General features: G+C 59.3%; 29 protein-coding genes. 16 read left to right on the forward strand and 13 right to left on the reverse strand.

From position 1 onward, the window contains the following. Positions 1-94 precede the first annotated feature (94 nt). The 9 genes from fliD to WNZ15_RS07850 all read left to right on the forward strand — a co-directional run bounded on the left by fliD (position 95) and on the right by WNZ15_RS07850 (position 8,107). A complete protein-coding gene (gene fliD, locus WNZ15_RS07810) occupies positions 95-1,792 on the forward strand; it encodes a flagellar filament capping protein FliD (protein WP_342892396.1) in 1,698 nt (565 codons plus the stop codon). 3 nt (positions 1,793-1,795) lie between these two features. Beyond that, on the forward strand, positions 1,796-2,269 hold the full coding sequence (locus WNZ15_RS07815; RefSeq protein WP_342892397.1) for a flagellar protein FliS: 474 nt from the start codon (positions 1,796-1,798) through the stop codon (positions 2,267-2,269). A 48-nt stretch (positions 2,270-2,317) separates the two neighbouring features. Continuing rightward, a complete protein-coding gene (locus WNZ15_RS07820) occupies positions 2,318-2,557 on the forward strand; it encodes a hypothetical protein (RefSeq protein WP_342892398.1) in 240 nt (79 codons plus the stop codon). Between the two features lie 577 nt (positions 2,558-3,134). Continuing rightward, positions 3,135-3,809, forward strand: coding sequence for a FlgD immunoglobulin-like domain containing protein (locus WNZ15_RS07825; RefSeq protein WP_342892399.1), 675 nt, complete (start codon positions 3,135-3,137; stop codon positions 3,807-3,809). Between the two features lie 12 nt (positions 3,810-3,821). Further along, positions 3,822-5,078, forward strand: a complete 1,257-nt coding sequence (flgE, locus tag WNZ15_RS07830; RefSeq protein WP_342892400.1) for a flagellar hook protein FlgE — start codon at positions 3,822-3,824, stop codon at positions 5,076-5,078. Then, positions 5,075-5,341 (forward strand): hypothetical protein, encoded by a 267-nt coding sequence (locus tag WNZ15_RS07835; protein ID WP_342892401.1) that lies wholly within the window; start codon positions 5,075-5,077, stop codon positions 5,339-5,341. Before flgE ends, WNZ15_RS07835 begins: the two co-directional genes overlap by 4 nt. Positions 5,342-5,343: 2 nt before the next feature. After that, positions 5,344-5,829, forward strand: a complete 486-nt coding sequence (locus WNZ15_RS07840) for a hypothetical protein (RefSeq protein WP_342892402.1) — start codon at positions 5,344-5,346, stop codon at positions 5,827-5,829. A gap of 27 nt (positions 5,830-5,856) precedes the next feature. Further along, positions 5,857-7,200: a flagellar hook-associated protein FlgK gene (flgK, locus tag WNZ15_RS07845; RefSeq protein ID WP_342892403.1), complete on the forward strand. Its 1,344-nt coding sequence runs from the start codon at positions 5,857-5,859 to the stop codon at positions 7,198-7,200. Between the two features lie 16 nt (positions 7,201-7,216). Continuing rightward, the gene (locus WNZ15_RS07850; protein ID WP_342892404.1) at positions 7,217-8,107 is read left to right on the forward strand and encodes a flagellin; all 891 of its coding nucleotides are present in this window, start codon (positions 7,217-7,219) and stop codon (positions 8,105-8,107) included. Positions 8,108-8,283: 176 nt separating this feature from the next. Here WNZ15_RS07850 and WNZ15_RS07855 read toward each other — a convergent pair whose 3' ends face one another. Then, positions 8,284-9,096 carry an enoyl-CoA hydratase-related protein gene (locus WNZ15_RS07855; protein WP_342892405.1) on the reverse strand — a complete coding sequence of 271 codons (813 nt, stop codon included), beginning with the start codon at positions 9,094-9,096 and terminating at the stop codon, positions 8,284-8,286. Between the two features lie 166 nt (positions 9,097-9,262). Here WNZ15_RS07855 and cysE point away from each other — a divergent pair, with 166 nt between their 5' ends. Then, a complete protein-coding gene (gene cysE / locus WNZ15_RS07860) occupies positions 9,263-10,096 on the forward strand; it encodes a serine O-acetyltransferase (RefSeq protein ID WP_342892406.1) in 834 nt (277 codons plus the stop codon). A gap of 120 nt (positions 10,097-10,216) precedes the next feature. After that, positions 10,217-10,432, forward strand: a complete 216-nt coding sequence (locus WNZ15_RS07865) for a DUF3126 family protein (protein ID WP_342892407.1) — start codon at positions 10,217-10,219, stop codon at positions 10,430-10,432. 64 nt (positions 10,433-10,496) lie between these two features. Here the strand turns inward: WNZ15_RS07865 and WNZ15_RS07870 are convergent, their stop codons facing one another. Then, positions 10,497-11,240, reverse strand: a complete 744-nt coding sequence (locus tag WNZ15_RS07870) for a hypothetical protein (RefSeq protein WP_342892408.1) — start codon at positions 11,238-11,240, stop codon at positions 10,497-10,499. A 174-nt stretch (positions 11,241-11,414) separates the two neighbouring features. Here WNZ15_RS07870 and WNZ15_RS07875 point away from each other — a divergent pair, with 174 nt between their 5' ends. Beyond that, positions 11,415-11,741 carry a hypothetical protein gene (locus tag WNZ15_RS07875; protein WP_342892409.1) on the forward strand — a complete coding sequence of 109 codons (327 nt, stop codon included), beginning with the start codon at positions 11,415-11,417 and terminating at the stop codon, positions 11,739-11,741. A gap of 6 nt (positions 11,742-11,747) precedes the next feature. Then, entirely contained in the window at positions 11,748-12,275 is a 528-nt protein-coding gene (locus tag WNZ15_RS07880; protein WP_342892410.1) for a gamma carbonic anhydrase family protein, read from the forward strand. 175 nt (positions 12,276-12,450) lie between these two features. On the opposite strand, the gene WNZ15_RS07885 is transcribed toward WNZ15_RS07880, so the two are convergent. The 3 genes from WNZ15_RS07885 to WNZ15_RS07895 all read right to left on the reverse strand — a co-directional run bounded on the left by WNZ15_RS07885 (position 12,451) and on the right by WNZ15_RS07895 (position 15,312). Then, positions 12,451-12,972: a transglutaminase-like cysteine peptidase gene (locus tag WNZ15_RS07885; protein ID WP_342892411.1), complete on the reverse strand. Its 522-nt coding sequence runs from the start codon at positions 12,970-12,972 to the stop codon at positions 12,451-12,453. 521 nt (positions 12,973-13,493) lie between these two features. Continuing rightward, positions 13,494-14,129 (reverse strand): PilZ domain-containing protein, encoded by a 636-nt coding sequence (locus WNZ15_RS07890; protein ID WP_342892412.1) that lies wholly within the window; start codon positions 14,127-14,129, stop codon positions 13,494-13,496. A 538-nt stretch (positions 14,130-14,667) separates the two neighbouring features. Further along, positions 14,668-15,312 (reverse strand): PAS domain-containing protein, encoded by a 645-nt coding sequence (locus WNZ15_RS07895; protein WP_342892413.1) that lies wholly within the window; start codon positions 15,310-15,312, stop codon positions 14,668-14,670. Between the two features lie 586 nt (positions 15,313-15,898). Between WNZ15_RS07895 and WNZ15_RS07900 the strand changes: the two genes are divergently transcribed. Both WNZ15_RS07900 and WNZ15_RS07905 read left to right on the forward strand, forming a co-directional pair. Then, on the forward strand, positions 15,899-16,687 hold the full coding sequence (locus WNZ15_RS07900; protein WP_342892414.1) for a rhomboid family intramembrane serine protease: 789 nt from the start codon (positions 15,899-15,901) through the stop codon (positions 16,685-16,687). A gap of 132 nt (positions 16,688-16,819) precedes the next feature. Beyond that, positions 16,820-17,251: a CBS domain-containing protein gene (locus WNZ15_RS07905; RefSeq protein ID WP_342892415.1), complete on the forward strand. Its 432-nt coding sequence runs from the start codon at positions 16,820-16,822 to the stop codon at positions 17,249-17,251. A 246-nt stretch (positions 17,252-17,497) separates the two neighbouring features. Here the strand turns inward: WNZ15_RS07905 and WNZ15_RS07910 are convergent, their stop codons facing one another. From WNZ15_RS07910 to folE, 8 genes are all read right to left on the reverse strand, one after another. Beyond that, positions 17,498-18,391: a DMT family transporter gene (locus WNZ15_RS07910; RefSeq protein WP_342892416.1), complete on the reverse strand. Its 894-nt coding sequence runs from the start codon at positions 18,389-18,391 to the stop codon at positions 17,498-17,500. A gap of 2 nt (positions 18,392-18,393) precedes the next feature. Then, positions 18,394-19,272, reverse strand: coding sequence for an ABC transporter permease subunit (locus tag WNZ15_RS07915; RefSeq protein WP_342892417.1), 879 nt, complete (start codon positions 19,270-19,272; stop codon positions 18,394-18,396). Continuing rightward, positions 19,269-20,276, reverse strand: a complete 1,008-nt coding sequence (locus WNZ15_RS07920; RefSeq protein WP_342892418.1) for an ABC transporter permease — start codon at positions 20,274-20,276, stop codon at positions 19,269-19,271. Before WNZ15_RS07920 ends, WNZ15_RS07915 begins: the two co-directional genes overlap by 4 nt. Further along, a complete protein-coding gene (locus tag WNZ15_RS07925) occupies positions 20,273-21,067 on the reverse strand; it encodes a dipeptide/oligopeptide/nickel ABC transporter ATP-binding protein (protein ID WP_342892419.1) in 795 nt (264 codons plus the stop codon). The genes WNZ15_RS07920 and WNZ15_RS07925 overlap by 4 nt, the downstream gene beginning before the upstream one ends. Positions 21,068-21,074: 7 nt before the next feature. Then, on the reverse strand, positions 21,075-21,857 hold the full coding sequence (locus WNZ15_RS07930) for a dipeptide/oligopeptide/nickel ABC transporter ATP-binding protein (protein ID WP_342892420.1): 783 nt from the start codon (positions 21,855-21,857) through the stop codon (positions 21,075-21,077). A 10-nt stretch (positions 21,858-21,867) separates the two neighbouring features. Continuing rightward, positions 21,868-23,436: an ABC transporter substrate-binding protein gene (locus WNZ15_RS07935; RefSeq protein WP_342892421.1), complete on the reverse strand. Its 1,569-nt coding sequence runs from the start codon at positions 23,434-23,436 to the stop codon at positions 21,868-21,870. Positions 23,437-23,837: 401 nt separating this feature from the next. Next, positions 23,838-24,293, reverse strand: coding sequence for a phosphoribosyl-AMP cyclohydrolase (gene hisI, locus WNZ15_RS07940; RefSeq protein ID WP_342892422.1), 456 nt, complete (start codon positions 24,291-24,293; stop codon positions 23,838-23,840). A gap of 46 nt (positions 24,294-24,339) precedes the next feature. Beyond that, on the reverse strand, positions 24,340-24,975 hold the full coding sequence (gene folE, locus WNZ15_RS07945; RefSeq protein WP_342892423.1) for a GTP cyclohydrolase I FolE: 636 nt from the start codon (positions 24,973-24,975) through the stop codon (positions 24,340-24,342). A gap of 283 nt (positions 24,976-25,258) precedes the next feature. Here folE and WNZ15_RS07950 point away from each other — a divergent pair, with 283 nt between their 5' ends. Then, on the forward strand, positions 25,259-25,711 hold the full coding sequence (locus WNZ15_RS07950; protein ID WP_342892424.1) for an iron-sulfur cluster assembly scaffold protein: 453 nt from the start codon (positions 25,259-25,261) through the stop codon (positions 25,709-25,711). Positions 25,712-25,713 lie beyond the last annotated feature (2 nt).

Raw genomic sequence — 25,713 nt, forward strand, 5'->3', positions numbered from 1 at the left:
CCCGGGCCGTTGCCGTCAGTCCCCCCCAATAATCTGCGAGAGCAGTGGCAGCGGCGGTCCGGGAGCCCTTCATCCGTTCGAAAAGGATTTCGCCATGAGCGTGACCGACACCACATCGTCGGCGACATCTACGACCGTCTACACGGCGTCCGCCAATGCGGACTCGAGCATTGACTGGGACGCGCTGATCGAGGCCGCCGTGCTTGTAAAGCAGGTGCCGGCCGATACGATCGAAATCAAGATGGAGGAAAACGACGCCGAGATCGCGGCCTATGAAGAGATGCAGTCGCTCCTGCAGGGCATGCTGACAGCGCTCGACACCATACGCGGCACCGACAATTCCCTGACTGAAAACGACGACATCTTTTCGCTGCGGGAAGCCTATCTGACCGGATACGGCGATGTCGATGCGGAGTCGGCGGTCGTGGTGACGGCCGAGGACGGCATTGATGTCGCCACTTATGAATTGCAGATCCTGCAGCTCGCAACGAGCCACAAGGTGACGGGAAGCGTCTTTGCGGACAGTTCGGCCGAGCTTGGGGTCTCCGGCGTCTTTTCGCTCGAACTTGACGGAGCGGACTACGAGGACGGGGACAGCGCCGTCGAAATCGAGATCACCGCGGACATGTCTCTCGACGAGGTTGCGGAGGCGATCAGTGTCCAGTCGGACACCACCGGGGTCACCGCGTCGGTCATCCAGGTTTCCGACGCGGAATACAAGCTCGTCCTGAGTGCTGCGGAAACGGGGCAGGAAATCGTTTTTTCCAGTGTCTCTGGCGATGATGTCGGCCAGGCGCTCGGTGTCGTCGATGCGACCGGCGGGTTCTCCGAGGTGCTGCAGTCTTCCCAGGACGCGATCATAAGCGTCGACGGGGTCGACATCACGCGCGACAGTAACGTCATCGATGACGTCATCGACGGTATCACGTTCTCCATCTACCAGGAGACCGGGGACGAGGGCTATGTCGCCGTCGAAATCTCGCAATCGCTGACCAGCGTCCAGAATGCGGTCTATGATCTTGTCGATGCCTATAATGCCTATCGCGAATGGGCCTTGACGCAGCAGGAAGTGAGTTCGGGCGGGGGCGCGGCGGACGATGCCGCCCTGTTCGGCGACAGCATCCTGCGCAGCGCGAATTCCGACATCGCAGAAGGCCTTTCGACGGTCATCGACGAGGAAAGCATGGCGCTGCTCGGACTCTCCTACGACAGCAGCAATTATCTTGAAGTCGACGACGACACCCTTGCCGATGCGCTTCTGACCAACCTGGATGTCATTGAGAGCCTGCTCTTGTTCAGCATGCAGACCAGCTCGAGCGACCTGGCGCTTCTGGCGCGCAACGACGCCATGCCGGACGCCTTGTCCCTGGATATCGCAACCGATGCCGACGGCAATGTGACAGGTGTTCAGGTGGACGGCGAAAGCGGCTTGTTCGAGATCAGCGGCTCTCGGATCGTCGGTGCCGAAGGGTCCGTCTACGAGGGCATCAGCTTTGTCTTCACGGGGACCGAAAGCCAGACTGTCGACATGACATTCAGCACGGGGATCTCGGAAAGCCTCTACAACGCCGTCAATTCCTATGCGGACGAAAGCGACGGGCTGCTGACGGAGATCCTGGCCGATCTCAGTGAGCAGAACGCCGACTACCAGGAAGAATACGACAGCATCATTTCCGATGCGGACGATTACAGGGACTACCTGACGACGCTCTATGCTTCCTATCAGACCGCGATCGAGCAGGCGGAAATCGACCTAGAATACATTGAAGCTCTTCTCAACTCAGGAGACTAGACGATGAGCTATGCCATGAACCGGGCCATCGCGGCCTATCGCACCGCCGCGACGACCGTCGCGCCTCCCGCAGCCGTGACGCTGCTGTTCGACGAGGTGCTGAACGCGATCGTGCTGGCCGCTGAGGAGCTGCGCAGGCGGCACTACGAAAACGCGCATGCCCGCATTGCCAGGGCGACCGGTATCCTGCGGGGCCTGCGTCAGAACGTCGATCTCGAGATCGATAAATCCCTGGGCAGGCAGCTGGTCGCAATGTACACCCGAAACATCTTTGCCCTGAACGGTGCAGTTGTAAAACCGGACGCGGAGGACCGTTTTGTATCGATCGCGGAAGGGCTGCTTGACCTGCGCAACGCATGGGCTGAAATGACGACGCTTTTGCCGAGAAATCGGGAGGCTCTCCTGAGAGATATCCATAGCGAACGATATGTTGCTGAATGTTTCAAACTCATGGACATTCAATCTGCAGACATGTAGCGTTACAAAATCGTACGCAGAATCCATGTTTCGGAAATGGTCACTTCAATGCCTGTTATGGCGATCGAAAAGTTTGATGCCCTGCTGGATCAGCACGGGCCGAATGTGGATGTCTGGCCTGTGACTGAGCAGGCGGCCGCAAGGGAACTTCTGAAGATGTCCAGTGCCGCGCGCTCAAGGATCAACGACGAGCGTGCTCTGTCCGCATTGCTGTCTGCGCGCCCCGTACCCCCGGCGCCCGCCGGCCTTGCGCAAAAGATCGTCAAGAAAGCAATCGAAACCTCCTGACTGCTGAAGTGAAAACGTCTCGTTTTCTGAACACGCCAGGACCGCATCTCTCCTGATGCCTTGCACAGGGTATCGAAACGCCGCCGTCCCGTCGTCTGCCGACGGGCGGCGGCCGGTCCGCTGCTGCGGCCGGACTTCCCGCCAATTTTCCCGACGGACCTGACCTTCAATCGCTTTGCCGCCGTCGATTGAACGCGGCAATTCCCGGACGCGTTTCCGGGTGCCTGCGCGGGGCCTCGCGTTGCGCGGTCCGGTTGACCGGGCGAGCGGCGCACCGAAGTCCGGCCGGTGTCAATGGGCCACTGGAGGCCCCGCGACGCGCTCCTCGCAGAACAGGACCCTGTCTGGTGAGGTCGGTATGAGGTCGGGAACAGGTGCATTTCAAGAAAAATTCAGCCGGTAGGCAAATTTTTCCCAATACATCGTATGTGGTCGGCAAAATATTCCCAAGTAAAAAATGTAATTTACTGCGCCCGGATCTGTGAGCCCGCCCGTTTCAATAACAGATCGGGTGAATGTTTGAGCGCATGAATTCAGCTTCACCCTCTGAATGTATTTCAACGATGAGGGCGGAGATATGACCATATCAACCGTGAATTCCTACGCGGTCACTTCAAGCACGACGTCGACGACATCTACGGATGATGAGCGCACGACTGTCGACAGCGATGAATTTCTGCTGCTGATGGTGGAACAGCTTCAGAACCAGGATCCGACCAATCCGACCGACACCAGCGAATACATCAGTCAGATGGTCGACTATGCGAGCTACCAGACCCAGGCCGACATTTCGGATCAGCTGACGACGATCACCGATACGTTGTCCGGTTTCATGAGTTCCCAGGGTCTCGGTTATCTCGGCCAGACGGTCGAGGCGGTCGGCAACACCACGTCCCTGCAGGACGGTGAGGCGCAGTGGTCCTACAGCCTCGACAGTGACGCCGAAAGCGTGACGGTCAGCATTCTGGATGAGGACGGCAACACGGTCCACAGCACCAGCGGCGAGACGGAAGCCGGCTCCCATTCGTTTGAGTGGGACGGCTTGACCTCGGAGGGCGACCAGCTCGCCGACGGCGGTCAATACACGATCCAGGTCGAAGCGGTCGATGACGAGGGCAATGATGTCTCCGGCTACACCACCGTCATCGCCGACGTCAGCGCCGTGGATTCTTCAGGCGACGAAGCTGTTCTGGGTATCGGCGATGCGTCTGTCCTTCTTGAAAACGTGCTCGCCGTTCGGGCGACGCAGTAAGGGGAGGCCGGTATGAGTTTGCAAGGAGCCCTGAACGCCTCCATCTCGGCGCTGGCTGCGCAAAGCAGCGCGCTGTCCGTCATTTCCGACAACCTGGCGAATTCCCAGACGACTGCGTATAAATCCTCCACCACCAGCTTCTCGAGCCTCGTGGCCGGCAGTGGCTCGAATTCGAGCGGCGGTGTTGCCGCGACCATGGTTTCCAATGTCGACCAGCAGGGACTGCTGGTCCAGTCCACCGAAGCGACGCATCTGGCCATCGAGGGAGACGGGTTCTTCATCGTTGCGGACGGCGTTGACGGGGCCTCGACCTACTACAGCCGCAACGGCGAATTCACGGTCGACAGCGCGGGCTACCTGACCAACGGGGACTATTACCTGCTTGGATGGGCGACGGACAGCGATGGCAATGCCATTGGCGGAACCAGCGAGAATGCCCTGGAACCGATCGACCTCGATTCTGTCCAGAGTTCGGTCGATGCCACCACGAGCGTCGCTTTCCAGGCCAATCTGCCGGCGGATGCGGAGACCGGCGACAGTTTCGAAATGACGTTTGAAGTCTACGACTCGCTTGGTACGACGAGCACCGTGACCGCCACCTATTCCAAGACTGCGGAGAACACCTGGGAGATCGAATATTCCGATCCGACGTTGCCGTCGACCGGCGAAACTGTCGGAACGGTGACCTCGGGAACCGTCGAGGTGACGTTCAACGAGGACGGCACGCTGGCGTCGACCGTGCCCGATCCCGCCGAACTGACGATCGAAGGCTGGACCACGGGCGCGGAAGACAGTTCCATCGGCATTGATCTTGGCGAGGTCGGCGGCACGAACGGGGTGACACAGTATTCTTCCGGCGACGGGGATCCGTCGATCGATGTCCAGTCGATCGATCAGGACGGCCTGGCCTACGGCAATCTCAGTTCCATCGAGATCTCCGACGACGGTACGGTCGTTGCCTTCTTCGACAATGGCGAGGAGCGCCCGATCTATCAGATTCCGGTGGCCACCTTTGGAAGTCCGGACGGCCTGGACGAAATGAGCGACGGCATCTACGCCCGGTCCGCAACGTCGGGCAATGCCACGCTGCACGAACCGGGTGAAGGCGGGGCAGGGACGATCCAGGGTGGCTGGCTGGAAGCAAGCACGGTCGATACCAGCGAAGAGTTCTCCAAGATGCTGTCGGCGCAGCAGGCCTATTCGGCCGCTTCGCAGATCATGTCGACTGCCAACGACATGTTCGACACGCTGCTGGATGCGGTCCGTTGACGGAGGTCACGACCGACCTGAAGGCCTCGGCGGACATGCGCCGCCGCCTGATGGCGCAGGTCCGTTCGCTCGAAGTCTCCGCGGGATCGGCTTCAAGCCGACTGAAGCTGATTCTGTTGAAGCGCGACCTGCAGGATGTTGTCCGAAACCTGCGCGAACAGCAGTCGCTCGTTGGACAGCAGATGTCCCGCTCCACCGCCGTGACCCAGGCCGTCAATGCCTATGCCAGGACCGCCCAAGCCTGGACCAACAAAGGACGTTAGCCATGCAGACCAAACCGGGAAAACACATGAAAGTCCTGCTCTCGCCGGCCGATGTCGCCAGGGTGGAAGCCGCCGTCGACCGGGCCGTTCAGGTTTCCGATGAACTCCACACGGTGACGTTGGAGGAAAACCGTCGTCTGAAGAGCGGCCGGCCGACCTCCATTGACGACCTGATGGACCGCAAGCGGGCGCTCGTGAGCGAACTGGAAGCGTTTCTCAAATCGTTCAAGGAGCAGAGCAACCTGTTCCTGCTGGCGTCGCCGAAAAAATTCACCCAGCTTCAGGTCAGCAACGAGAAGCTGGCGAGCGCACTTTCGGAAAACAGCCGCAATCTTGTCCGGGCGCTGACGGCGAACCGGCGCAGGGTGGATACGATCATGCGGGCAATCCGGGACAAGCAATCCGCCAGTGCGCGCTACGACAAGACCGGCCGGTATGGCGCAAAGCCGTCTCAGCCGCTGTCGATCGGCCGCCGATACGAAGTTTGATCCGGAGTTGCCAAGGGAGACAGCCCGATGTCCAGCCTCAATGTCGCGAGCCTGATCGCAAGCAGTGCCCTGACGGCGTCTCAGGTTCAGGTCTCGGTGACGTCGGCGAACATCGCCAACGCGGACACCGAGGGCTATACCGCGAAGTCCGTCAGCGTGACCTCGCAGTCGACGCTGGGCTACGGGGCGGGTGTCTCCGTTTCAGGCATTTCGTCGAGCGTCAGCAAATACCTGATGGCGGATCTGCTGAGCGCAACGTCGGAGACGGCCGGTGCGACAGTGACCGCAAATTATCTCGACAGCCTGCAACAATCCTTGGGGCAGACCACCGGGGATGATGGCGACGGAAACTCCCTGGCAAACACGATTGCCGCGTTCGAGACCGCGCTGACGGACCTGGCGCAGACACCGGAAAGCGCAAGCCTGGCCAGCTCGGCGGTGTCGGCACTGGAAGACCTGACCTATCAGGTGAGACAGCAGGCAGCCGAGATCCAGGAGGAGATCGCCACCGCAGACGCGGAAATCGTCGATGCAGTGACTGCTGCGAACCAGGCCATCGAGACGATCGACACCCTGAACGGGCAGATCGAGGCGGCCGCGGCGCGCGGCGCGGCGACAGCGGATCTCGAGGACGATCTGAATGCCGCGCTTGTGACGCTGTCGGAGCAGGTGGAGATCACCACCTTCAACGGCGAAGACGGCACGGTGAAGGTCTATACCAGCGGCGGACAGATTCTGGTCGGTGACACGGCTCACCTGCTCGATGCCGACACCGGGTCTGACGGCTTGACCGCCATTACCGTCAACGGGACGGACATCACGGACGATCTGGACAGCGGCCGCCTCGGCGCCCTGATCACCCTGCGCGACGAGACCCTGCCGGAAACGCTGGAGCTGCTCGATGAACTTGCGACGGTGTTCGTCGCCGGCATGAATTCCGTAAGCCCGGGCCTGCTGACCGGGACCGGGGCGGCGGACATTGCAGTCAGCGACGCCGTGCGGGAGACACCCGCCCTGATGCTCGGCGACACGCTGCCGTCCGAGGTCGCCTACGACATGCTGGACGTCCTGCAGTCGGACGCAGATTTCAATGCAGCCGGAGATCACGCGGGTGGCTCCATGACCTTCACGGAGTATGCCGGCGATCTGCTTGCGGATGTGGTCAGCAAGGCGACCGCAGCCGCGACACGGCTCGAACTTGCCGAGACCGAACTGACCACGGTCTCGGACACGATATCCTCCACCTACGGGGTGAATATCGATGAGGAACTGGTCCGGCTCTCGGAACTCGAACAGCTTTACTCCGCCGCATCGACGCTTCTGAGCGTGGTTCAGGAGATGTTCGACGACCTGATGGCCGCGGTACAATAGGAGCGGGACGATGGTCATGCGCGTTGCCACATTCAGCCAGACATCGACGATCCTGCAGAGCGCGCTGCAGACTCAGGCCAGGCTCGCTCAGAACCAGGAGCAGCAGGCCAGCGGGATTCTGTCCGGCGACTATGCCGGGCTGGGGCAATCTGCGGTCACTCTGGTCGACCTGGAGGTGTCGGTCTCCCGGTCTCAGGCGGCGGTGGATGCTGCCGGGGACACGCTGACCCGCGTCGAGACGACTTATTCGGTGCTCGGCGGGATCAGCGATATTCTCACTTCAATGCGCAGCAACGTCACGGCCGTGTTGACCGAGGAGGACATCGCCGGCCTGCAGACGGTCGCCGCATCCTATCTGGAGGATGTGGCCTCCTTGCTGAATACCCAGCTTGCCGGCCGCTATCTCTTCGCCGGCAGTTCCACGCAGGATGCCCCGGTCGACCTGCAGACCTACGAGGCGGCCACTCTCACGGATGTCGATACCGGCTACTATACGGGCGACGACTACACCCAGTCGGTCCGCCTCGGCACGGATCGGACGATCGAATATGGTGTCACCGCGGACGAGGACGCCATCGAGGCGGCGTTGCGCGCGATTTCATATGCGGCGAGTGCGGATCCCCTGTCGATGGATGACGTCGCGACGCTGTCGGACCTGCTGGTCAGTGCCCAGGACGGGATCATCGCTCTGCAGAGCATGTCGTCCACCACCGCCGCCAGTCTGGAAAGCTTCATCACTTCCGAAGAGAGCTTTATCGCCAGTGCCGAGGAAATGATCACGGAGGTGTCCTCGGCGGATATCGCCGAACTCATCGTCGAGGCATCCAGCTACGAAGTCCAGCTGGAAGCGAGTTACGCGGCTCTGGGTTCCCTGAGCGATCTGTCGGTGCTCGACTATCTCTTCTAGGGCATGTCGCGTTTAAGTGGCTTCACGGGTTCAGGAAGACGCCCGAGGCAGCGGTTGCATTTCAAATGCGTTCGGGCGATTTCCTGAATTCAACTTAACGCGACATGCTCCAGGGCGCAGCGTGTCGCGGCCAGAAGGTACGGCCGGAAGGTACGGTCAGATGGCCCGCGAGGTGGTTAAGTGCCCTTGAACCGTGCTGCCCGTTTTTCCAGGAAAGCCCGGCAGCCCTCCCGGTAGTCCGCGCTGTCGATGCAAGTCCTGGCATCCTCAAGGAGCGTTGCCAGATTTTCTGCCCGGGCAGGGGCTGCAAGCAGGTTGATGGCCCGCTTGGCCGCCTTGAGAGAGAGCGGAGCGTTGTCGCAGACAAGCGCGCAGAGCGCCTCAATCCGGCTGTCCAGCTCGGTGTCTTCGACCACCTCATTGATCAGGCCGATGCGCAGGGCTTCGCTCGAAGACAGCTTTTGCGCTGTGAACAGAAGTTTCTTGGCCTCCGACGGCGAGACGGCTTCGAGCAGATCGCCGAGCGCTTCCGGCGGATAGGCCAGTCCCAGCCTGGCTGCCGGGATGGCGAAGCTGGCCGAACCGGCGGCGATACGCAGGTCGCAGGCCAGCGCCAGGCCGAGCCCACCGCCGAGGCAAGGACCCTCGATGGCGGCAAAGACGGGCACAGGGAGGGATTTCAGTGCCTTGAAGGCAGCGACATTGATGTCGTCATAGTGTTTCGCAGCGGCCGGAGTGGAGCGGATTGCCTCGAATTCGGAAATATCCGCGCCGGCGCAGAAGCTTTCGCCGCCCGCACCGCGCAGGACACACACGCGCACCGACGGATCCTGCCGCACGATTTCGAGTTCTCCGGGAAGCGCCTGCCAGGCCGCAAGCGGAAGCGCGTTCTTGCGGACAGGGGCGTTCAACAGCAGTTCCGCGATCGGCCCGCGAACGCTCAGCAGCGGATTGTCGGGGCGGGCGGGGGAACTCTTGCGCGATGGCATGCGGTTTCCTCAAAACACGGTTTGTGACTTGAACGCACTGAAAATTAGGAATTTTGCGGGTTCATTATAAAGCTTCATGTCTGATATCAGGAAGTTTCATTTTGGAATATCAGACGACAGTCCTATCTTAGGTCTCCTACCTGACGGCTTGAAAAGGAAACAGGCGATGTCCGCACCGATCAGCAAGTCCGGTCTGCAACAGGTTCCGACCCACGATCCGGTCTGGCACCAGTTGCGCAGTGAAGCGCAGGCCATGGTTGCGCAGGAACCGGCGCTGTCTTCTTTCGTCTATGAAACGGTGCTCAATCACGACAGCCTGGAAGAGGCCGTGGTGCATCGGCTGGGCGAGCGCCTGGGCCGCGACATCGTATCCGCGTCGCTCATCCGCCAGACCTATCTGGAAGCGCTGGCGGACGAGTCGGAACTCGCCAAGATCTTCCGGGTCGACATCGTCGCCGTTTACGATCGTGATCCGGCCTGTTTCCGCTACCTGGAACCGGTGCTCTATTTCAAGGGCTTTCACGGTCTTCAGACCCACAGGCTCGCCAACTGGCTGTGGCGCAAGGGGCGCAAGGATTTCGCATTGTACCTGCAGAGCCGTGCCTCGGAGGTTTTCCAGATCGACATTCATCCGGCGGTTCCGGTCGGACGCGGCATCTTCATCGATCATGGCACGGGCATCGTCGTGGGCGGTACTGCGGTGATCGAAGACGACGTCTCCATCCTGCAAGGGGTGACGCTCGGGGGAACGGGCAAGACGGGCGGTGACCGTCATCCGAAGATCCGCTGCGGTGTGCTTCTGGGGGCGGGGGCGAAAGTGCTCGGCAACCTGGAGATCGGCCATTGCTCGCGGATCGCATCCGGATCGGTCGTGCTTGCCGATGTTCCGCCCAATACGACGGTTGCGGGCGTTCCCGCCAGAATCGTCGGCAAGGCAGGCTGCGCGGAGCCCGCGCGCAGCATGAACCAGTTGCTCGGCGAGGATCATCCGTCGGTCTGAAACTGGCTGCCAAACGGGGTCAGGAAGACGGGGATAGCTCACGGAAAGGCTTTGGCATCGGCACCTGCTCCTGTAGGGTCCCGGCCAGTCAAAAATCATTGGCACTATCAGGAGATCGCCGTGAAGCCCGATGAAATCCGCAAGATCGAAGTGTATATGCGTTCGAAGTTCGAATTGCCGAGCCTTCAGGTTCGCGCCCGTCCTCGCAAGGACGATTCCGCGGAAGTCTACATCGGTGAGGAATTTATCGGCGTGATCTTTCGCGACGATGAGGACGAGGACCTGAGCTGGAACTTCCAGATGGCCATTCTGGAAATCGACCTGGAAGACGTCTGAGCGTATCCGGGATCATGCCTGCCAAAAAAGAACGGCCCGTCGCGGGCCGTTTTTTTGTGAGTGGCTAACGCAGCCGGAATTCCAGTATCTTTTCGGCGACGGCCCGGTCGATCTGGCGCCAGTCGGAAAGCAGCGCCTGTTCGAAACTGTAACGAACCTCAACGCCGGAAGCCCCGGTGAAGGCGCGGTGGCATATGGCGGAGACCGCAGGCGGTGTGCTGCGGCACCTGGCGATGAAGCCATTCTGTGCCGTTGGATCGAAGGCGATCAGATCGGCGGCCGGTTCCCCGCGCGCGGACAGGCTCAGTATCTTCAGTCCGTCCGGTCCCGCCAGTTCGCCGCCCCTTGCCAGCCGGCGGTAAAAGGGATCCAGCCTGGCGCGAAGGCTTTCCCGTCCGGGGCTGCTTTCCAGCTCGATCACGATGGTCCCGTTCTCCGGGACGATGACCCCGGCCGGTGCGTCGGCGGCGGACATGACGGGCCAGCGCACCGCCAGGCGGAGCATTTCGAAGCGCGCATCCTCAAGGCGGGACATGCGGCGCTGGCGGGCGGTCGCGATATAGCTCTCCGGCAAACGGAGCGTTGCCGGGCCGACTGATACGGACACCGGCTCATCCGACGGGACGAAGGAAACCGGCAGTCCGTACTCCGACCAGCCGTGCACCTTCAACGCAAAAAGCGCGGCCCCGAGGACACAGATCGCCGCCGAAAGCCAGGTGAAGTGGCGCGGTTGCGTCCTGATGGGCTGGGGAAGGGAAACAGGGATCACCAGCGGGCCGTCCCATGCCGGATTGCGCAGGATTGGCACAGCCTGTCCCGATACGGAACACATGTCCCGGTCGGGGATGGTCGTTTAACCGCATCAAGCGGCGGTGTTTCGGGGATTTGGCCCATTCGCCGTTCCGGCACAGTCTTTGCTCTTGACCCTTAAGGAATTCTTCATCAGTTTCCGTGGGGAAGAGTTAACAAGGGGTTAACGGCCGTGCTGTTCGATCTACTTCTCGTTGGATATATCGCATGCGCGGGTTTTGTGGCTGCCGGGGTGCTTGGCAGCCTGTATCAGTTGATCACCCGCGAACCACCCAGATTCAGTTTTGCCGGAGAAAACCTGCCCGGATTCTTCGCGGGTATCGTCGTGTGCGTTTTCGCCGGTCCGTTCATCATCATGCGCAATGCCATCCGCGGACGCCGGATCGAAAAACGGCCGCTCGGCTGGCTGGTCGCGTCCTCCACCATTGCGGGCATGTGGAGCATGTGTTCCGGGGTGATGGTCATGAATGTCGCCCTGGTGCTCATCGGTTACAACTGAGGTTTCATGCCCGTATTCTCGCTCGACGGGCGCAGGCCCGTTTTTCCGGACACCGGTGACTACTGGATCGCTCCGACCGCGACGCTGATCGGCGACATCGTTCTGCACGACTGCGCCAGTGTCTGGTTCGGCGCTGTTCTGCGCGGCGACAATGAAACGATTGCCGTGGGCGCGAACTCCAACGTCCAGGATGGCTGTGTCTTCCATACCGACATGGGGCATCCCCTGACGATCGGTGCCAATTGCACCGTCGGCCACAATGCGATCCTCCACGGCTGCACGATCGGGGACAACTCGTTGATCGGCATGGGCGCGACCGTGCTCAATGGCGCCGTCATCGGGTCGAACTGCATCATCGGCGCCAACGCGCTGATCGCGGAAGGAAAGGAAATCCCGGATAATTCGCTGGTTGTCGGCGTGCCGGGGAAAGTTGTCCGGACGCTGCCCGATACGGCTGCGGCCGATATCGCGAAATCGGCCGAGGGGTACGTCCGCAACTGGCGCCGCTTCAAGGCGGGCCTGCGGGAAGCCTGATCTCTTACCTGAGCGCCGGCCCGATTGCTTCATCCCTGACTTCATGACCCTGAAAAGGCGGAAGCCGGCTTGCGGGGGGCAAGCCGGCTTCCTGGATCCGGTCGTGGTAGGGATGGGGAGGGTGGGGACGCGACCGGATCGTCCGTATGGCCGGCGAACCGGCCAATTCCCAATCCTAGTTCGTCACACTGCTGACAGTGGTCACGCGTGTGTCCGAAATGCCGGTCCACAGCACGGGTGAGCGCGCGGACTGGCGTTTGATGTAACGATACGGCGTCGAATACCAGGGCAGAACGGCCTCGATCTGGTTGTCGAGGATCATGTCGCCATGGTCCGTTCGCACGGTCAGGACCGCGTGGCCGGAATTCTGGATGTCCTTGGCCACGGTGATCAGAAGCGCGCTTTTCGGCCAGCCGGCTTCGATCAGCACACGCTGCTTTTCCAGCACGTATTCCTCGCAGTCGCCGTATCCGTTGACAGGATAGGTCCAGTGTTCTTCCTTGCCGTACAGGTCGGTGTCGGTCATCGGCCGGACACGTCGGTTGACGTCCGCATTGATGGCGATGAGTTCTTGCCAGCGGGCTTCGTCCAGACGGACCACAACCGGATCGTACTTTTCACGTGGACATGAGCCCGTGTTTTCCCGGCAGAACTGGACATGGCCCACCGGTGCTTTCACCGACGTTCTCATGATCATGAAGCGTCCCGGGTCGGCAAACGCAGACGTGCCGGATGCGATCGATGTCAAGATCAAGGTAGTTGCGAGTACTGTATTTCTAAGTAATTTCATCGTAACGCCCTCCCCAAGGCTGACGTAACGATGACTGACTGGATTTTATTTCGAGAAAAACTTCAAAGTAAAACTATAATTGTGTTTGAGGTTTATTTTATTCTATTTTGAATTTAGTTTGATGCTTATTCGATTTAAGTTTGAAGAGAATTTTCGTAAAATTGGAATTATCCTCTGTAAGTGCCAGTGAAATATTGAAAAACTCTCGAAATTGCACTGAAGGGGTTGCCCGGCAAGACGGCACGAAGGCATTCCCGCAACCTAAATCTGCCGTAGGGGCAGATTGTCGGGGCGGCGAAAAAAAATTGAATTTTCTTTGACTGGAGCCGGCGCGGCGGGGCCGAGACGGCAAAAAACCCGGCGGCCGTCTTTATACATGACGGAATGCCGGGTTCGATAGAGCGGTTGATTCAGGAATTTCGGAGGCGTCAGCCCGCGTCTGGATCCGTGATGTGCTGTTCCAGCAGCGCGCGGCTCTGTACGGCGGCAAATTCGACCGCGATGCCGCCCTCGATGCGGCGGACCACGCGCGCGGTCATTTTGCCGAGCGTGATCCTGTCACCGGATTCCGGGAAAACATCGGTGGCGATTGCCGCACCGGACAGGGACACGTCAACGACCCGGCAGACATGCTCTGTTCCGTCCGGGAGAATCATCTTCGTCATCGGGTTCTTCGGAACGAAGCGGTCATGGCGGCGGTCTTCGGGAAGATTGAGTTCGTCCCGGTTGGCCAGCCAGGTCAGGACATTGGCAATCTTGTCGCGCTTGCGGATCGTGTTGCGCAGTTCGACCGCGAAACCACCCTCGATCAGACGGGCGATCTTGCCTTCAACGCGGCTCATATGATCGAGATAGGCAATCACGCGTTCGCCGACCCTGCCGGTCACCGGTGTGATCATGGCCATGCCACCCGGGGACATGTCGATGATCTGGCACGGATACTCGCAGCGGTTCTCAAGCATGAACCGGCCAAGAATGTTCACCTGAACCCGTTGGTGCCGCCGGCGGTCAGTGACTTGAAGCGATTTGCTTCCTTCTGGTGCTGTTGCCAATCCGGCGCTCATGGCTGCTGTATCCAAACCCGTGCGAAAATCGCACTTTTCCCGGCCGAGATGCGATTCTGAAGACGTCCAGTGTCTACTTTAGGCAGCTGGGGTTAACGATGTGTAAGAGTGCGGCGGTCCGGAGGCCCTGGCCGCGGGGTCGTGATGACGCATTCCGCGTATGAAGTGAGGGCTCTTCCACAGGTTGTGTGGTAGTGCGTGGGGCAGCAAGCCTCCACTGTCGACGGCATCGTCCTGCACTGTTTCCGGTTTTGTTGATTTTTGCTAAATTATTGACTTAAATAAATAAAATACTTCTGATGCCTGTTTCTTTCCGGGCGTCGGGCTGCGCTTCCGGTTCGTTACATCCGGCGCGCGTGCCTGGTGGTGGGCAGCAAAACTGGCCATGGCAATTCACTCAATGGACGTGTGAAATATGCCGGAACCGGCCCGGGAAAAAAATCGCCTTGCCGGTCGAGACCGCGCGCGCGCCGCGCAAATACCGTTGTTTGGGCCTTTGCGCGGGCGTGTCGGGGGCCTCCGGACGTGGGCGATCTTGTCAGGGCTTGCCGCCGGAATAGACCGTCAGGTGTCCCACTTTGCGTTCGGCCCCCTTCGGAAGCGGAGGTGTCGGCATGGAAAGGCCTTCCGCAGTGAAACGCGGCAAGATCGGGTTCACCGATGCCTGCGATTCCATGAAATAGGGGCGTTCGTCGGGCCAGACCAGACGCAAGCTGCTGACGCTCTGCCTCAAAATGGGATGCAGGCCGATCCAGTAGGGTTTTTCCATCGGAGTACAGCTGCCCAGAATGCGGACTCGGCCTTCGCCAGGCACGTTGAGCGGTACCAGCAGCATTTCCATCTGCAGGACGTGGTCGCGTTCCGTATGGCCGTTGATGCCGATCACCGCCGCCGCGCCGTCCTCGACAATCGCGGCGATCAGGCTTTCAAGGGCTTCCTTGTCCTTTTCGCTCCAGCCGCGCAGGAAATTGCGTCCTTTCAGTTCCCGGCAGTGTGCCGAACACAGGCGGGTACCGGCGAGGCGGTACCGCACATCCCTGGGCCCGCTGGTCTCCAGGATGAACGTGTCGCCAAGCAGACCGCGGATCTCGCCCGGATCGACTTCGCTGCGATTTGGGGCCGGGCGGGCGCCGCGCAGGTTGTCCCAATAGTTATAGAGTGTTTGGGTCACGCCATGTTTCATCTGGTATCGCCTCCTTGCCGATCTGCGTCCGGTGTTTCGTCTCAAGACAGTGTCTGTTTCAAAACGGGACGCATGCCTTTCCCTGTGATTGTTTGAGTGTTCCTAAGCAGGGGGTGTGCCAAGTCCTTGAGTTGATGTGTGCTTCAGGCAGGCGGGGATTGTTAAGGTTAACTGGAGGTAAAGCTTGCTCTGCCGGGGGCTGGCTGGCAGCTTAAGGTCTTGTTCACGAAGAGTTCGGGTGGGAGGTATCCGGGTTCGCCGACAAGGCAGCGCACCGTGAGGATCGGCCAACAAGAGCCGGCTTGCGGCAAAACAAGCGCCGGGCGACGTGAGCACAGGGCCGATTGAGGCGCGTGGGGACGCGACCGCTATTCGGGGGGCATCGCAAGGCGCCGGTCATTCTGAGGATGACCGGCGTTTTGTTGTCTGGCGCCTGCTTGATGCCTCTTCATGAAACACCGGGGATTCACTATATCCTGCACTTGAACCTGATTGCGCGACTACCCGCCCTTGTTTTGTCCCGGATCTTGCTTAGGCTTCCTTCGTGAGTCAGCCTGAATTCGGCGCCCGTATAGTCTGAGGTTTCATGAGCATCTATCAGTTCGACAAAGAGCGCGCCCGGCGCGAGCAGGCCAGAAAAGACGCGGAACGCGAACAGCCCTCGGAACCGCCGATTTTCAATCTGCCGACGGTCATCGTCTGGCTTGGCGGTGTCATGGTCGCGATCCATCTGCTGCGCTCTCTCGTGCTGCCCGGAGGATGGGACAATCTTGTCGTATATCTGTTTGCCTTCTGGCCGGTAAAATACGCGGCATTCTCCAGCCTGACACCGGTTGAAGTTGCTTCCAGTATCTGGGGTTTCGTCAGCTACGGCTTTTTGCATGGCAGTGCCATGCACATCATCTTCAACCTTCTCTGGATGGCGATTTTCGGAACCGCCGTCGCGCGCCGGTTCGGGGCAGGGCGGTTCCTGGTATTCTCCGCCCTGTGCGCTGTCGGCGGGGCCCTGGCGCATCTGGCGACAAACTGGGGTGATACCGCGCCCATGGTGGGGGCCTCGGCCGCGATCTCCGGCCAGATGGCGGCTGCCCTGCGGTTCGTTTTCGAGCTTGGCGGACCGCTGGGCGCTTTCCGCAGTTCGGACCGCCGTGCCTATCTCGTGCCCGCGCAACCGCTGTCCGAATGCCTTCGCAATCAGCAGGTTCTGGTGTTCGTCGGGGTCTGGTTTGGTCTCAATCTCCTGTTCGGCCTGATGAGCGGCCCCTTGGCGGGACAGCCGGCCAGCGTCGCCTGGCAGGCGCATATCGGCGGATTTGTCGCCGGTCTCGCCCTGTTCCCGTTTCTCGATCCGGTGCCGCAGCGGCGGCTTCACTGATGCCCCAAAAAGGTACTTCCGTGCTTGATAACGGTTCCCAGGCTCACCACAACGGTTTGCGTGGACAGTTTTTTTTGCCATGATGAAGATCCCCGTATGTAACGGGCATTGATGCCATGGGAGGTGTTTTGGATGACCGTAGCCGCGATCCTGAGTGGGAAGGGCCACGAAACGATAACGGCGCGTAGCGACGCGCTGTTGAGCGAAATCTGTGAAACCCTGGCGAAAAACAAGATAGGGGCGGTCGTCGTCTGCAGCGGCGACCTTGATATCGAGGGCATTATCTCCGAGCGCGATATCGTTCGCTTCATAGGCAATCAGGGCGCGTCGGCCCTGCAACTGGCTGTCTCCACAGTCATGACCAAGAACGTCGTGACCTGCACGGAAGACAACAGCATCAATGAAGTGATGGCGCGCATGACCCAGGGCCGCTTCCGGCACATGCCGGTGGTCAAGGACGGCAAGCTTACCGGCGTCATCTCGATCGGCGATGTGGTGAAGTTCAAGATCGCGCAGGTCGAGCTCGAGGCCGAGCAGATGCGCAGCTACATCACGATGACCTGAGCCTCGCAACAGGCCGGCCATGGCGGCCGGCCTCGGACCGGCGGCAAGACCGGTCCTCCCGGCAGGGTCACCCGGGCAGGCTATATGCGCGCCTGGGTGGGAAGCCTGAGTGTTTTGTCGCAGCTTTTTGAATATAGTCGGCTAAGCGCAGCGCTTTCTGATTTTGACAGACCTCAGGATCAGTTCTTGCTGACGCGCCGTGGGTTTGGTGTTGCTCCTGGTAGAGCGATGCATTTTTGCAGAAGATCAGCGTGGCGCCGGTTGGACACTGAGTGTCCTGTCTTTCAGCGCAACGACCATTGTCGCAGCTATGATGCATGTTGCAGCCAAATAGAAGGCTGGCTCCGGGAGGATGCCAAAGAAAAGCCCATCCGCGATCACCGCGAACACCAGCGACAGATATTCAAAAGCGGCCAGTTTTGAGATTTCACTGTACTGATAGCTCAGCGTCATCAGGATGTGTGCTATTCCGCCGGAAAAACCCGTGCAAATCAAAAGGCCAAGCAGTTCCCAGCTTGGTAACACCCAGTCAAAGGGCAACGTCGCCAGACCGGCAACCGTACAAGTGAGCGCGAAGTAAAAGGCAATTGCGCCGGCGTTTTCCGTTAGAGCGAGGCTCCGGATCTGGATTTTTGCGCCCGCGGTCAGGATTGCCATCGCCAGGGCAAGTCCAACTCCAGTCAGATACTCGGCGTCGAAATCAGCGCTTGCCGCCGTTGGCAGAATGAGCACCAACATGCCCGCAAAGCCGAAAAGAACCCCAAACCAGCGTGCGTTGCTGACGGTCTCCTTCAACAGAATGGCTGCCAGGACAACCGCCAGAACAGGGGCCATGTAACCGATGATCGAAGCATGCGACATGGGGAGGTATTTCAGGCTTGCAAAGCTTGCAAACATGGCGATGCACCCCAGAAGACACCGCACGATATGCCTGCCCGGGCGTTTTGTCTTAAGGCCAGAGGGAAACTCACGTGTCCACATCAGGAACAAAACCAAAGGGATCAAGGCAAACGCACTTCGAAAGAAAACGACCTGACCAACCGGGATCTCTCCGGACAGGAGTTTGATGAAGAGCACCATCAGGGCAAAAAAGAAAGTCGCACCAACCCGCAGGCTGATGCCTTTAAAATCAAAAGACATGTTCATTCCGAAATCGTGCCGCGACTGTCGACGAGGTCGCGCAGTTGATCCCCCACAAGGTTGATCGCAAGAACGGTCACAAGGATTGCCAGTCCAGGAAAAATCATAAGATGGGGTGCGGTCTGCAGATAGGCTTTGCCGCTGAGCAACATGGCCCCCCATTCCGCGTTCGGCGGCTGGACACCAAAGCCAAGGAAACTCAATCCGGAAATAGACAGGATGCTTCGGGACCAGGAATTGGTCCATAGCACAAGCAGGCTGGCGCCGATGTTTGGCAGAATGTGGCGCCACAGGATGAGCCATGACGGCAGATCGTTCAGCTTGGCCTGGGTGATGAAATCACGGTGTGCGAGATCGATGCTGAGGCCACGAACAAGACGGGCGAATTTCATCCAGCCGACGAGAATGAGCGCCAACACCATATTAGCCGTGCTTGGACCCAAAACACCGGCGATGGTGACGGCGGCGACCAATTCGGGAAACGCAAAGAAACTGTCCGTCATGCGCATTAACGTGATGTCGGCAAACCTTCCGAAGTGGCCAGCGGCAAGACCAACAAGGGTTCCGGTAATTGCGCCGATCAACGTGATTACAAATGCCAGACCAACCGACCAGACACCGCCATAAAGCAGTCTTGTCGCAACATCCCGGCCAAGCTGATCCGTGCCAAACCAATGCTCCGAGGAGGGAGGCGAGAGCCGATTGAGAAAATCCGGTGTGTTGGGAGCATAGGGAGTGAAGAAAAACCCTGCCGCGGCAATCGCTCCTAAAACAACGAGACCCAAGCCGATGGTCTTGAGGAAACGGTCAAGATTTTTGCCATGCTGCTGTTGTTTGAGGTTGGCTTCCTCCGTGAGGTTCAGGTCGCTTGCGACTGTCATGAGCGCACCTCGTCGCCGACGTCAGTATTTGAGAGCAGCTCGAGCGACTTTCGCGGATCCAGAGCATCTTGAAAGAGCTCAATCAGCGAGTTGATCAGAACGTATACAAGTGCAAAGAACATCACCAGAAACAGGATCAAGGGATAATCTCGGGACAGTACTGCCCCAGCCAAGAGCGAGCCAATACCGCCCCGGGCGAAGGTCAGCTCAACAATAATGGTCCCTTCCAGAAGACTGGCGACGTCCAGACCAATCATCGTGAGCGCTGGAACCGCCGCATGTCGTTGGATGTGCCTCCAGAAGATCTCTCTCTCGCTGACACCACGCAGCCGCAACGTCTCGATATAGGGGGCCGATCTGGCTTCCAGAAAAAACGTTCGCAAAAGCCGGGTTTGCGAGGCCATGATCCAGAAAGCCAGCGTAAGGGCCGGCAGGACAATGTGAGCCGGAGTACCCGTCCCGTAGGAGGGAAGCCAATTGAGCTCTACGGCGAACAACAGGATCAACAGGAGCCCGAGCCAGTAATTCGGCATAGCGGCACCGATTGACGCGAGGGCGACCGCAAACCGGTCGGCGAGGCTTCCCGGCTTCCAAACCGAGATTGCACTCAAACAATAGGCGGCGACCAAGCCAATTGCGAGGGATGACGCGGTGAGCGCGAGTGTCTCCGTGATGTTGGCAAGGAAAATCTCCAGTACAGGTACGTTGGACGCAAAGGAGTTGCCGAAGTCGCCCTGAACGCAGCGCCATAGCCATTGGAAAAACTGCACAAAAAAGGGTTCGCTCAAATAAAATTCCTGGCGAATGCTATCCAGGATTTCCGGCGGGAATCCCTGAGCATCCGGATAGCGTGCGTGCGCGATGGCCGCTGCTTTGTCTCCCGGTGCGAAATAGGTCATCGTGAACGTGATGAAGCTTATCCCAAGGAGAACACACACCAAGCCGGACAATCGTCTGCCGGTCGCCAGGACAGCAGATACCAGTCGAGATGCGAAGTTGGTCATTGGCGTCCCTCATCTGCCATGAGGGGGGCTTGCGGCAAACTGCCCAAGTCCCTGGCAGCCTCGATAAGGTCCCGGCAGTAGCGGCTCGCCGGACGTTCGAAAAACATCTTCGCAGGCTGACAGGCTTCCATCCTGCCGTTGCGAAGCACCAGTATTTGGTCCGCGAAGGCCGCGGTAAAACCCAGGTCATGAGTAACGATGACAAAGGTGTTTCCGTAGCGCGCCTGAATTCGTTTCATGGTAGCTGCGATTTGTTTTTGAACGATTGCGTCAAGCGCACTGAGGGGTTCGTCAAAAAAGATGAGATCCGGCTGCGCAACAAGAGCCCGGGCAAGGCAAGCACGCTGAGCCTGGCCCAGAGAGACTTCAGTCGGTCGGCGTGTTGCCAATGCGTGTGGCAGCTCGACATCGTCAAGCGCGGCTGCGACGGCTTTGTCCTGCTCGGACCCCGAGAGCCGTTTCGAATAGGCTCCTTCGCCAATGGAGGCCCCCAGCGAGAGCCTGGGGTTCAAGGCCGCGATCGGATCCTGCATCACCCATCGGCTGTGCTGCAGGCCTGGAGGGCCTCGCCACCGTCCTTTATGGGTAATTGCCGGGCAGGTTCTGGGATGGAACGACAGCTTTTCAAAGCGCGCTGGTATCAAGCCGTTCAGTGCCTTGAGCAAACTGCTTTTGCCCGAACCGCTTTCACCAGCGATACAAAGCGTTGCCCCTTCGGGAATTGAAAAGGAGACTTCCTCAAGTATGGTGTTTTTGGAAATGGTGATGCTGAGGCGGTCAACGGAGAGCATGTAAAGTCTATTCCGCCGCAATGGAACAGGACGATTGCCCAAAATCCCTTGCGATCCAATCTCGATGGTTCACGAGGAGTTGGCCGTAATCGGATTGGGGCGCCGACAAAAGATGCGCGGTTTCGCCGACTTCAACAACGCGTCCGGCGTTCATTATGGCTGTGCGGTCCGCATATCTTGCCGCAAGAGACAGATCGTGGGTCACGATCAGAACGGCAACATCGTGCATCCCGGCATATTTCATCACGGCGCGAAGCACCTGAGCGGCGATCAGCGGGTCCAACGCTGACGTCGGCTCGTCCAGGATGAGCAAACGCGGTTCACCTATCAGAGCCATGGCCAGAAGCAGGCGCTGCTGCATACCGCGGCTCCACTCATAGGGAAAACATGTCCCAAACGGCTTAAGACCGAGCTCTTCAAGCAGCGGCTCCTGCGCTCGGGAAATATTCTTGCGGCCTGCGAAAACCCGAAGGGCTTGCCGCCATTGCCACATGAGCCGCTTGAGGGGATCGAAGCCTTGGTCAGGGTTTTGCGGAACATAGGCAATGCGCTTTGGTTTCCGGGGTTTTTCCAAAGCAGAGAAGTCTCTCTCCTGACCATCGAAGGCAAGTCGCCCCGCGAACGGTACTGCCGGACGGGTCAGCCCCATCAGACAGCGCAGCAGTGTCGACTTTCCCGCCCCTGACCCGCCGACGACAGCGAGGCATTCACCACGCCTGATCTGCAGACTGACATCGTTCAAAATCACCTGTCGGCCGATACGGACCGACAGGTTCTCCAGATCCAGCAATGTGTTTGGTTCACTCGGCAAGTGTCAGGTCCGGCGTTACAAGATAAGTTTCAGCCGGGTGGATTCTGTAGCCTTCCACCTTGCCATTGCCAACGGACACTTGCGTCTTGTGAAAGACCGGAATCAGCGGCAAATCGGTGTTGATGATTTCCTGAACACGGTCGTAATACGACTTGCGGACCTCATCATCGAAATGCTCGCGACCTTTTTTGAGAAGCTCATCCAGCTCCGTGTTGGAGTATCCGGAAAAATTGTAGCTGACACCGGTTTCAACCAAGGTGCTCGGAAAATAGCCAGGGTCACCCTGCGGCGCTGTTCCCCAGGCCTGAAGATGCATGTCGATCTCACCCGCTTTCAGGGCTTCGTTATTGGCATCATATTCCGCCATGGAAATCTCGGAGCCGATGCCTATTTGCCGAAGCAATGCCTGTGAGATCTCCAAAGTCGGACGCAGCGCGGCGCGGCCTTCGTAGGAGCGGATTTTCAGGCTAATCTCTTCTCCATCCAGCTCCCGAATCCCATCACCGTTAGTGTCCTTGATGCCGGCTTCATCCAGCAGCGCCCTGGCTTTTTCAGGGTTGTAATCAAGCGTCAGTCTTGTGTTGGCCCAGGAGGCCATACTTGCCGGAAAGATGCCGTGCGCAACGTCGCCGCCAACACCGTTCAAAGACGCGGCAACAATCGTTTCGCGGTCGAGCCCAAGAGACACGGCGCTTCGAAGCGTTGCATTGGCCAGGGGACCATCCGCAGTGCGCACCTGGAAAAAGAACAGGCGGGTCGTTGGTCGCGAGAACAGTTGGCCTTCGTTCTTTTCTTTCAGAGCAGCAAAGTCTGGCTCCGGATAGTTGGTTACCAGATCGACATCACCGGCCTGAAGCGCCAAAGCGGCAACGGACGGATCAGACAACGCGTCCATCACAATGCGGTCCAATTTGGGCTCGCCGCCCCAGTAGTCGGTAAATTTGCGGGTCTGGTAGGTCTTTTCCGGTTCAGCCATGTCAAAGACAAAAGGTCCGGTGCCAATCAGCGGCAATTCATCCGTGCCGTCCTTCAGCACCGCAGCGGACGGTTCGGTCAGTGACCACAAGAAAGCGGAATTCGGTGACTTTGTTTTGAAGATCAGGCCGTAATCGCCCTCGACAGTGATACCGTCAATATCGAGCAGTCTGGACAGCCGGGGATTGTGAGCCGGATGCCCTTCCGTATCGATTTTTTCAAACGACGCCTGCACATCTTGCGCCGTCATTGCGGACCCGTCGTGGAATTTCACGTCCTTGCGAAGTGTCAGTTTCCATTCGAGCGGCGACAGGTTTTCAAACGTTTCGGCAAGACGCGGCTGCATGGTCATGTCGTAACCGAGCCCAATCAAGGTTTCCGATACACCCGCCCGATTGCTGAGCCAGCCGTTTTGCCGTGCTCTTGGATCGGGCACACTGCTCTTTGGGCCGAAGGGAACAGCGATACGCATGGTTTTTTCGGCAGCATTGGCGGCTTGAGGAGCGACCGTAAATGCAACCAGCGCAACGGCGCCCATTCCCAAGAGTGCGGCGAAGGCGGGTCTGATAATCTGCTTGGACAAAATAGGCTCCGGAAGCTGGATAGAAAACTCGAAGAGCAAAATGCATATTTGTAATATTATAACATATCAAGAAGAATTTTGACGGGACGCACTCGCTTCGCCCCAAACGGATGTCTGCTCAAGCTTCAACCCCCCCGGAGTTCCAGGGTTTTGCGCGACAAGCAGAAGCGACGGGTGTCTATCATGGTGGGTTCGAGCAGGGGGGCGCTGGCGCCGTCGCTCTGGTGAGAGACCAGGGAGCCGCCGATCCTGTCGGTGAACAGCTGAATGTCCGCCCGGGAAGGACCAACGCCCCGAGCTTCCGACCCGCCTGGCGGCTTGAGACACGCTCTGTGGTTCGCCGAAAACCGCTAAAGACAGGGCCTGCGCCGAAGACTGTTGCGCAGGCCGGAAATGTGGCGTCAATCCTTGCCGTATATTTCCGCCGGATCGTAGACACGCTCCGTCTCGATGCGCTCCAGACGCACGGTGCCGTCGTCGCCGCTGACAACCTTGCGGTAGAAACACGAACGGTAACCGACGTGACAGGTGGCGCCGTTGCCGGCGACGGAGACCTTGAGCACCAGCGCGTCCTGGTCGCAATCGGTCAGGATTTCATGGACGCTCTGGATCTGCCCGGAAGTCGCGCCCTTTTTCCAGAACTCCTGCCGGGAGCGGCTCCAGTACCAGGCTTCGCCCGTGTCGATGGTGCGCTTCAGCGCTTCGGCATTCATGTAGCCGACCATCAGCACCTCGCCGGTCGCGATGTCGGTGACGACAGCGGCAATCAGGCCGTCGGCGTCGAATTTCGGCATCAGGAGATCGCCGTCTTCGATCGCCTTCTTGTCGCCGCGCTCGGATAATTCAGCTTGACACATCCGGTAAGAACCCCTGCCAGTAGAAAAGTCGGCAGGGGCGGGAACCTTAAACGCCCATGCCGCGCACCAGGGTCATGAATTTGGCCTGCTCGGCCGGATCATCCTGGAATACGCCTGTGAATTGGGTGGTGATCGTGGAGACCCCCGGTTTCTGGACACCGCGCATGGTCATGCACTGGTGCTCTGCTTCCAGCATCACGGCCAGGCCACGCGGGGCCAGCGCATCGTCAATGACCGATGCGACCTGTGCCGTCAAGTTCTCCTGAGTCTGCAGGCGCTTGGCATAAATGTCGACGACACGCGCGAGTTTCGACAGGCCGACGACGCCTTCCGCCGGATAATAGGCGATATGCGCCTCACCGATGAAGGGCAGCATGTGATGCTCGCAATGGGAATGGAAAGGAATGCCGCGCACCAGCACGATATCCTTGTACCCGCCGACATCCTCGAAGGTCCGGGACAGATGCTCTGCCGGATCCTCGAAATAGCCGCTGTAAAGCTGGCTCAGCGCCTTGACGACGCGCTTGGGAGTGTCAAGCAGGCCTTCTCGGTCCGGATCGTCTCCGGTCCAGGCGAGAATCGTGCGCACGGCCGCCTCGGCTTCCTCGCGGCTCGGCCGATGCAACTGATCCGGTGTCTTCCTTTCGAAGGATTTTTCAACCGGCTTGAGGACAGCGTCCATTGGGATCCTCGCAATATTACCCTTGTCACTCATCATACGGCGCTCGCGGTGCACAGATCACAAGCCCGGGCTTAGAGGCCGCGGACATCTATCATACTCCACGCAAAAGACGAACGCACAGTTTCCGAGTCGGTAAAGCCGGGTTCAGGTGCGTTCGCGGCACCGGGACGACCAACTTCAACCACTCCGCCCTTGCGAATTTGCCGTGGCGTCTGATCTATATATATGAAAGCAGTGCGCCATCAATGTGTCGCGCATCACAGGCTTTCACGAAGAGGCGAGAATGCTTGACGACATCTACAACGCGAAAATCCTGGAATATGCCGGGAACATACCCCGGATCGGCCGTCTCGAGCATCCGGACGCCAGCGCGAAAGCGCATTCCAAATTGTGCGGCTCGACCGTCGTGGTGGATCTTTGCATGAGCGACGGCGTGGTCTCCGACTTCGCCCATGACGTAAAGGCCTGCGCCCTCGGCCAGGCGTCGTCCTCGATCATGGCGCAGAACATCGTCGGTGCCAGCGCCGGCGAATTGCGGGAGGTACGCAGGGCCATGCGCGCGATGCTGAAGGAGGGGGGCGAGCCGCCCGAGGGCCGGTTCGCCGACCTGAAGTTCCTTGAGCCCGTGCGCGAATACAAAGCCAGGCACGCTTCCACCCTCTTGACTTTCGACGCGGTTGTCGACGCGATCGACAAGATCGAGGCCACGGCCGGGCAGGACAACATCGTCGCGTGAAG

Source organism: Roseibium sp. AS2, from assembly GCF_038900065.1.
In the GTDB taxonomy this organism is placed as follows: Bacteria; Pseudomonadota; Alphaproteobacteria; order Rhizobiales; family Stappiaceae; genus Roseibium.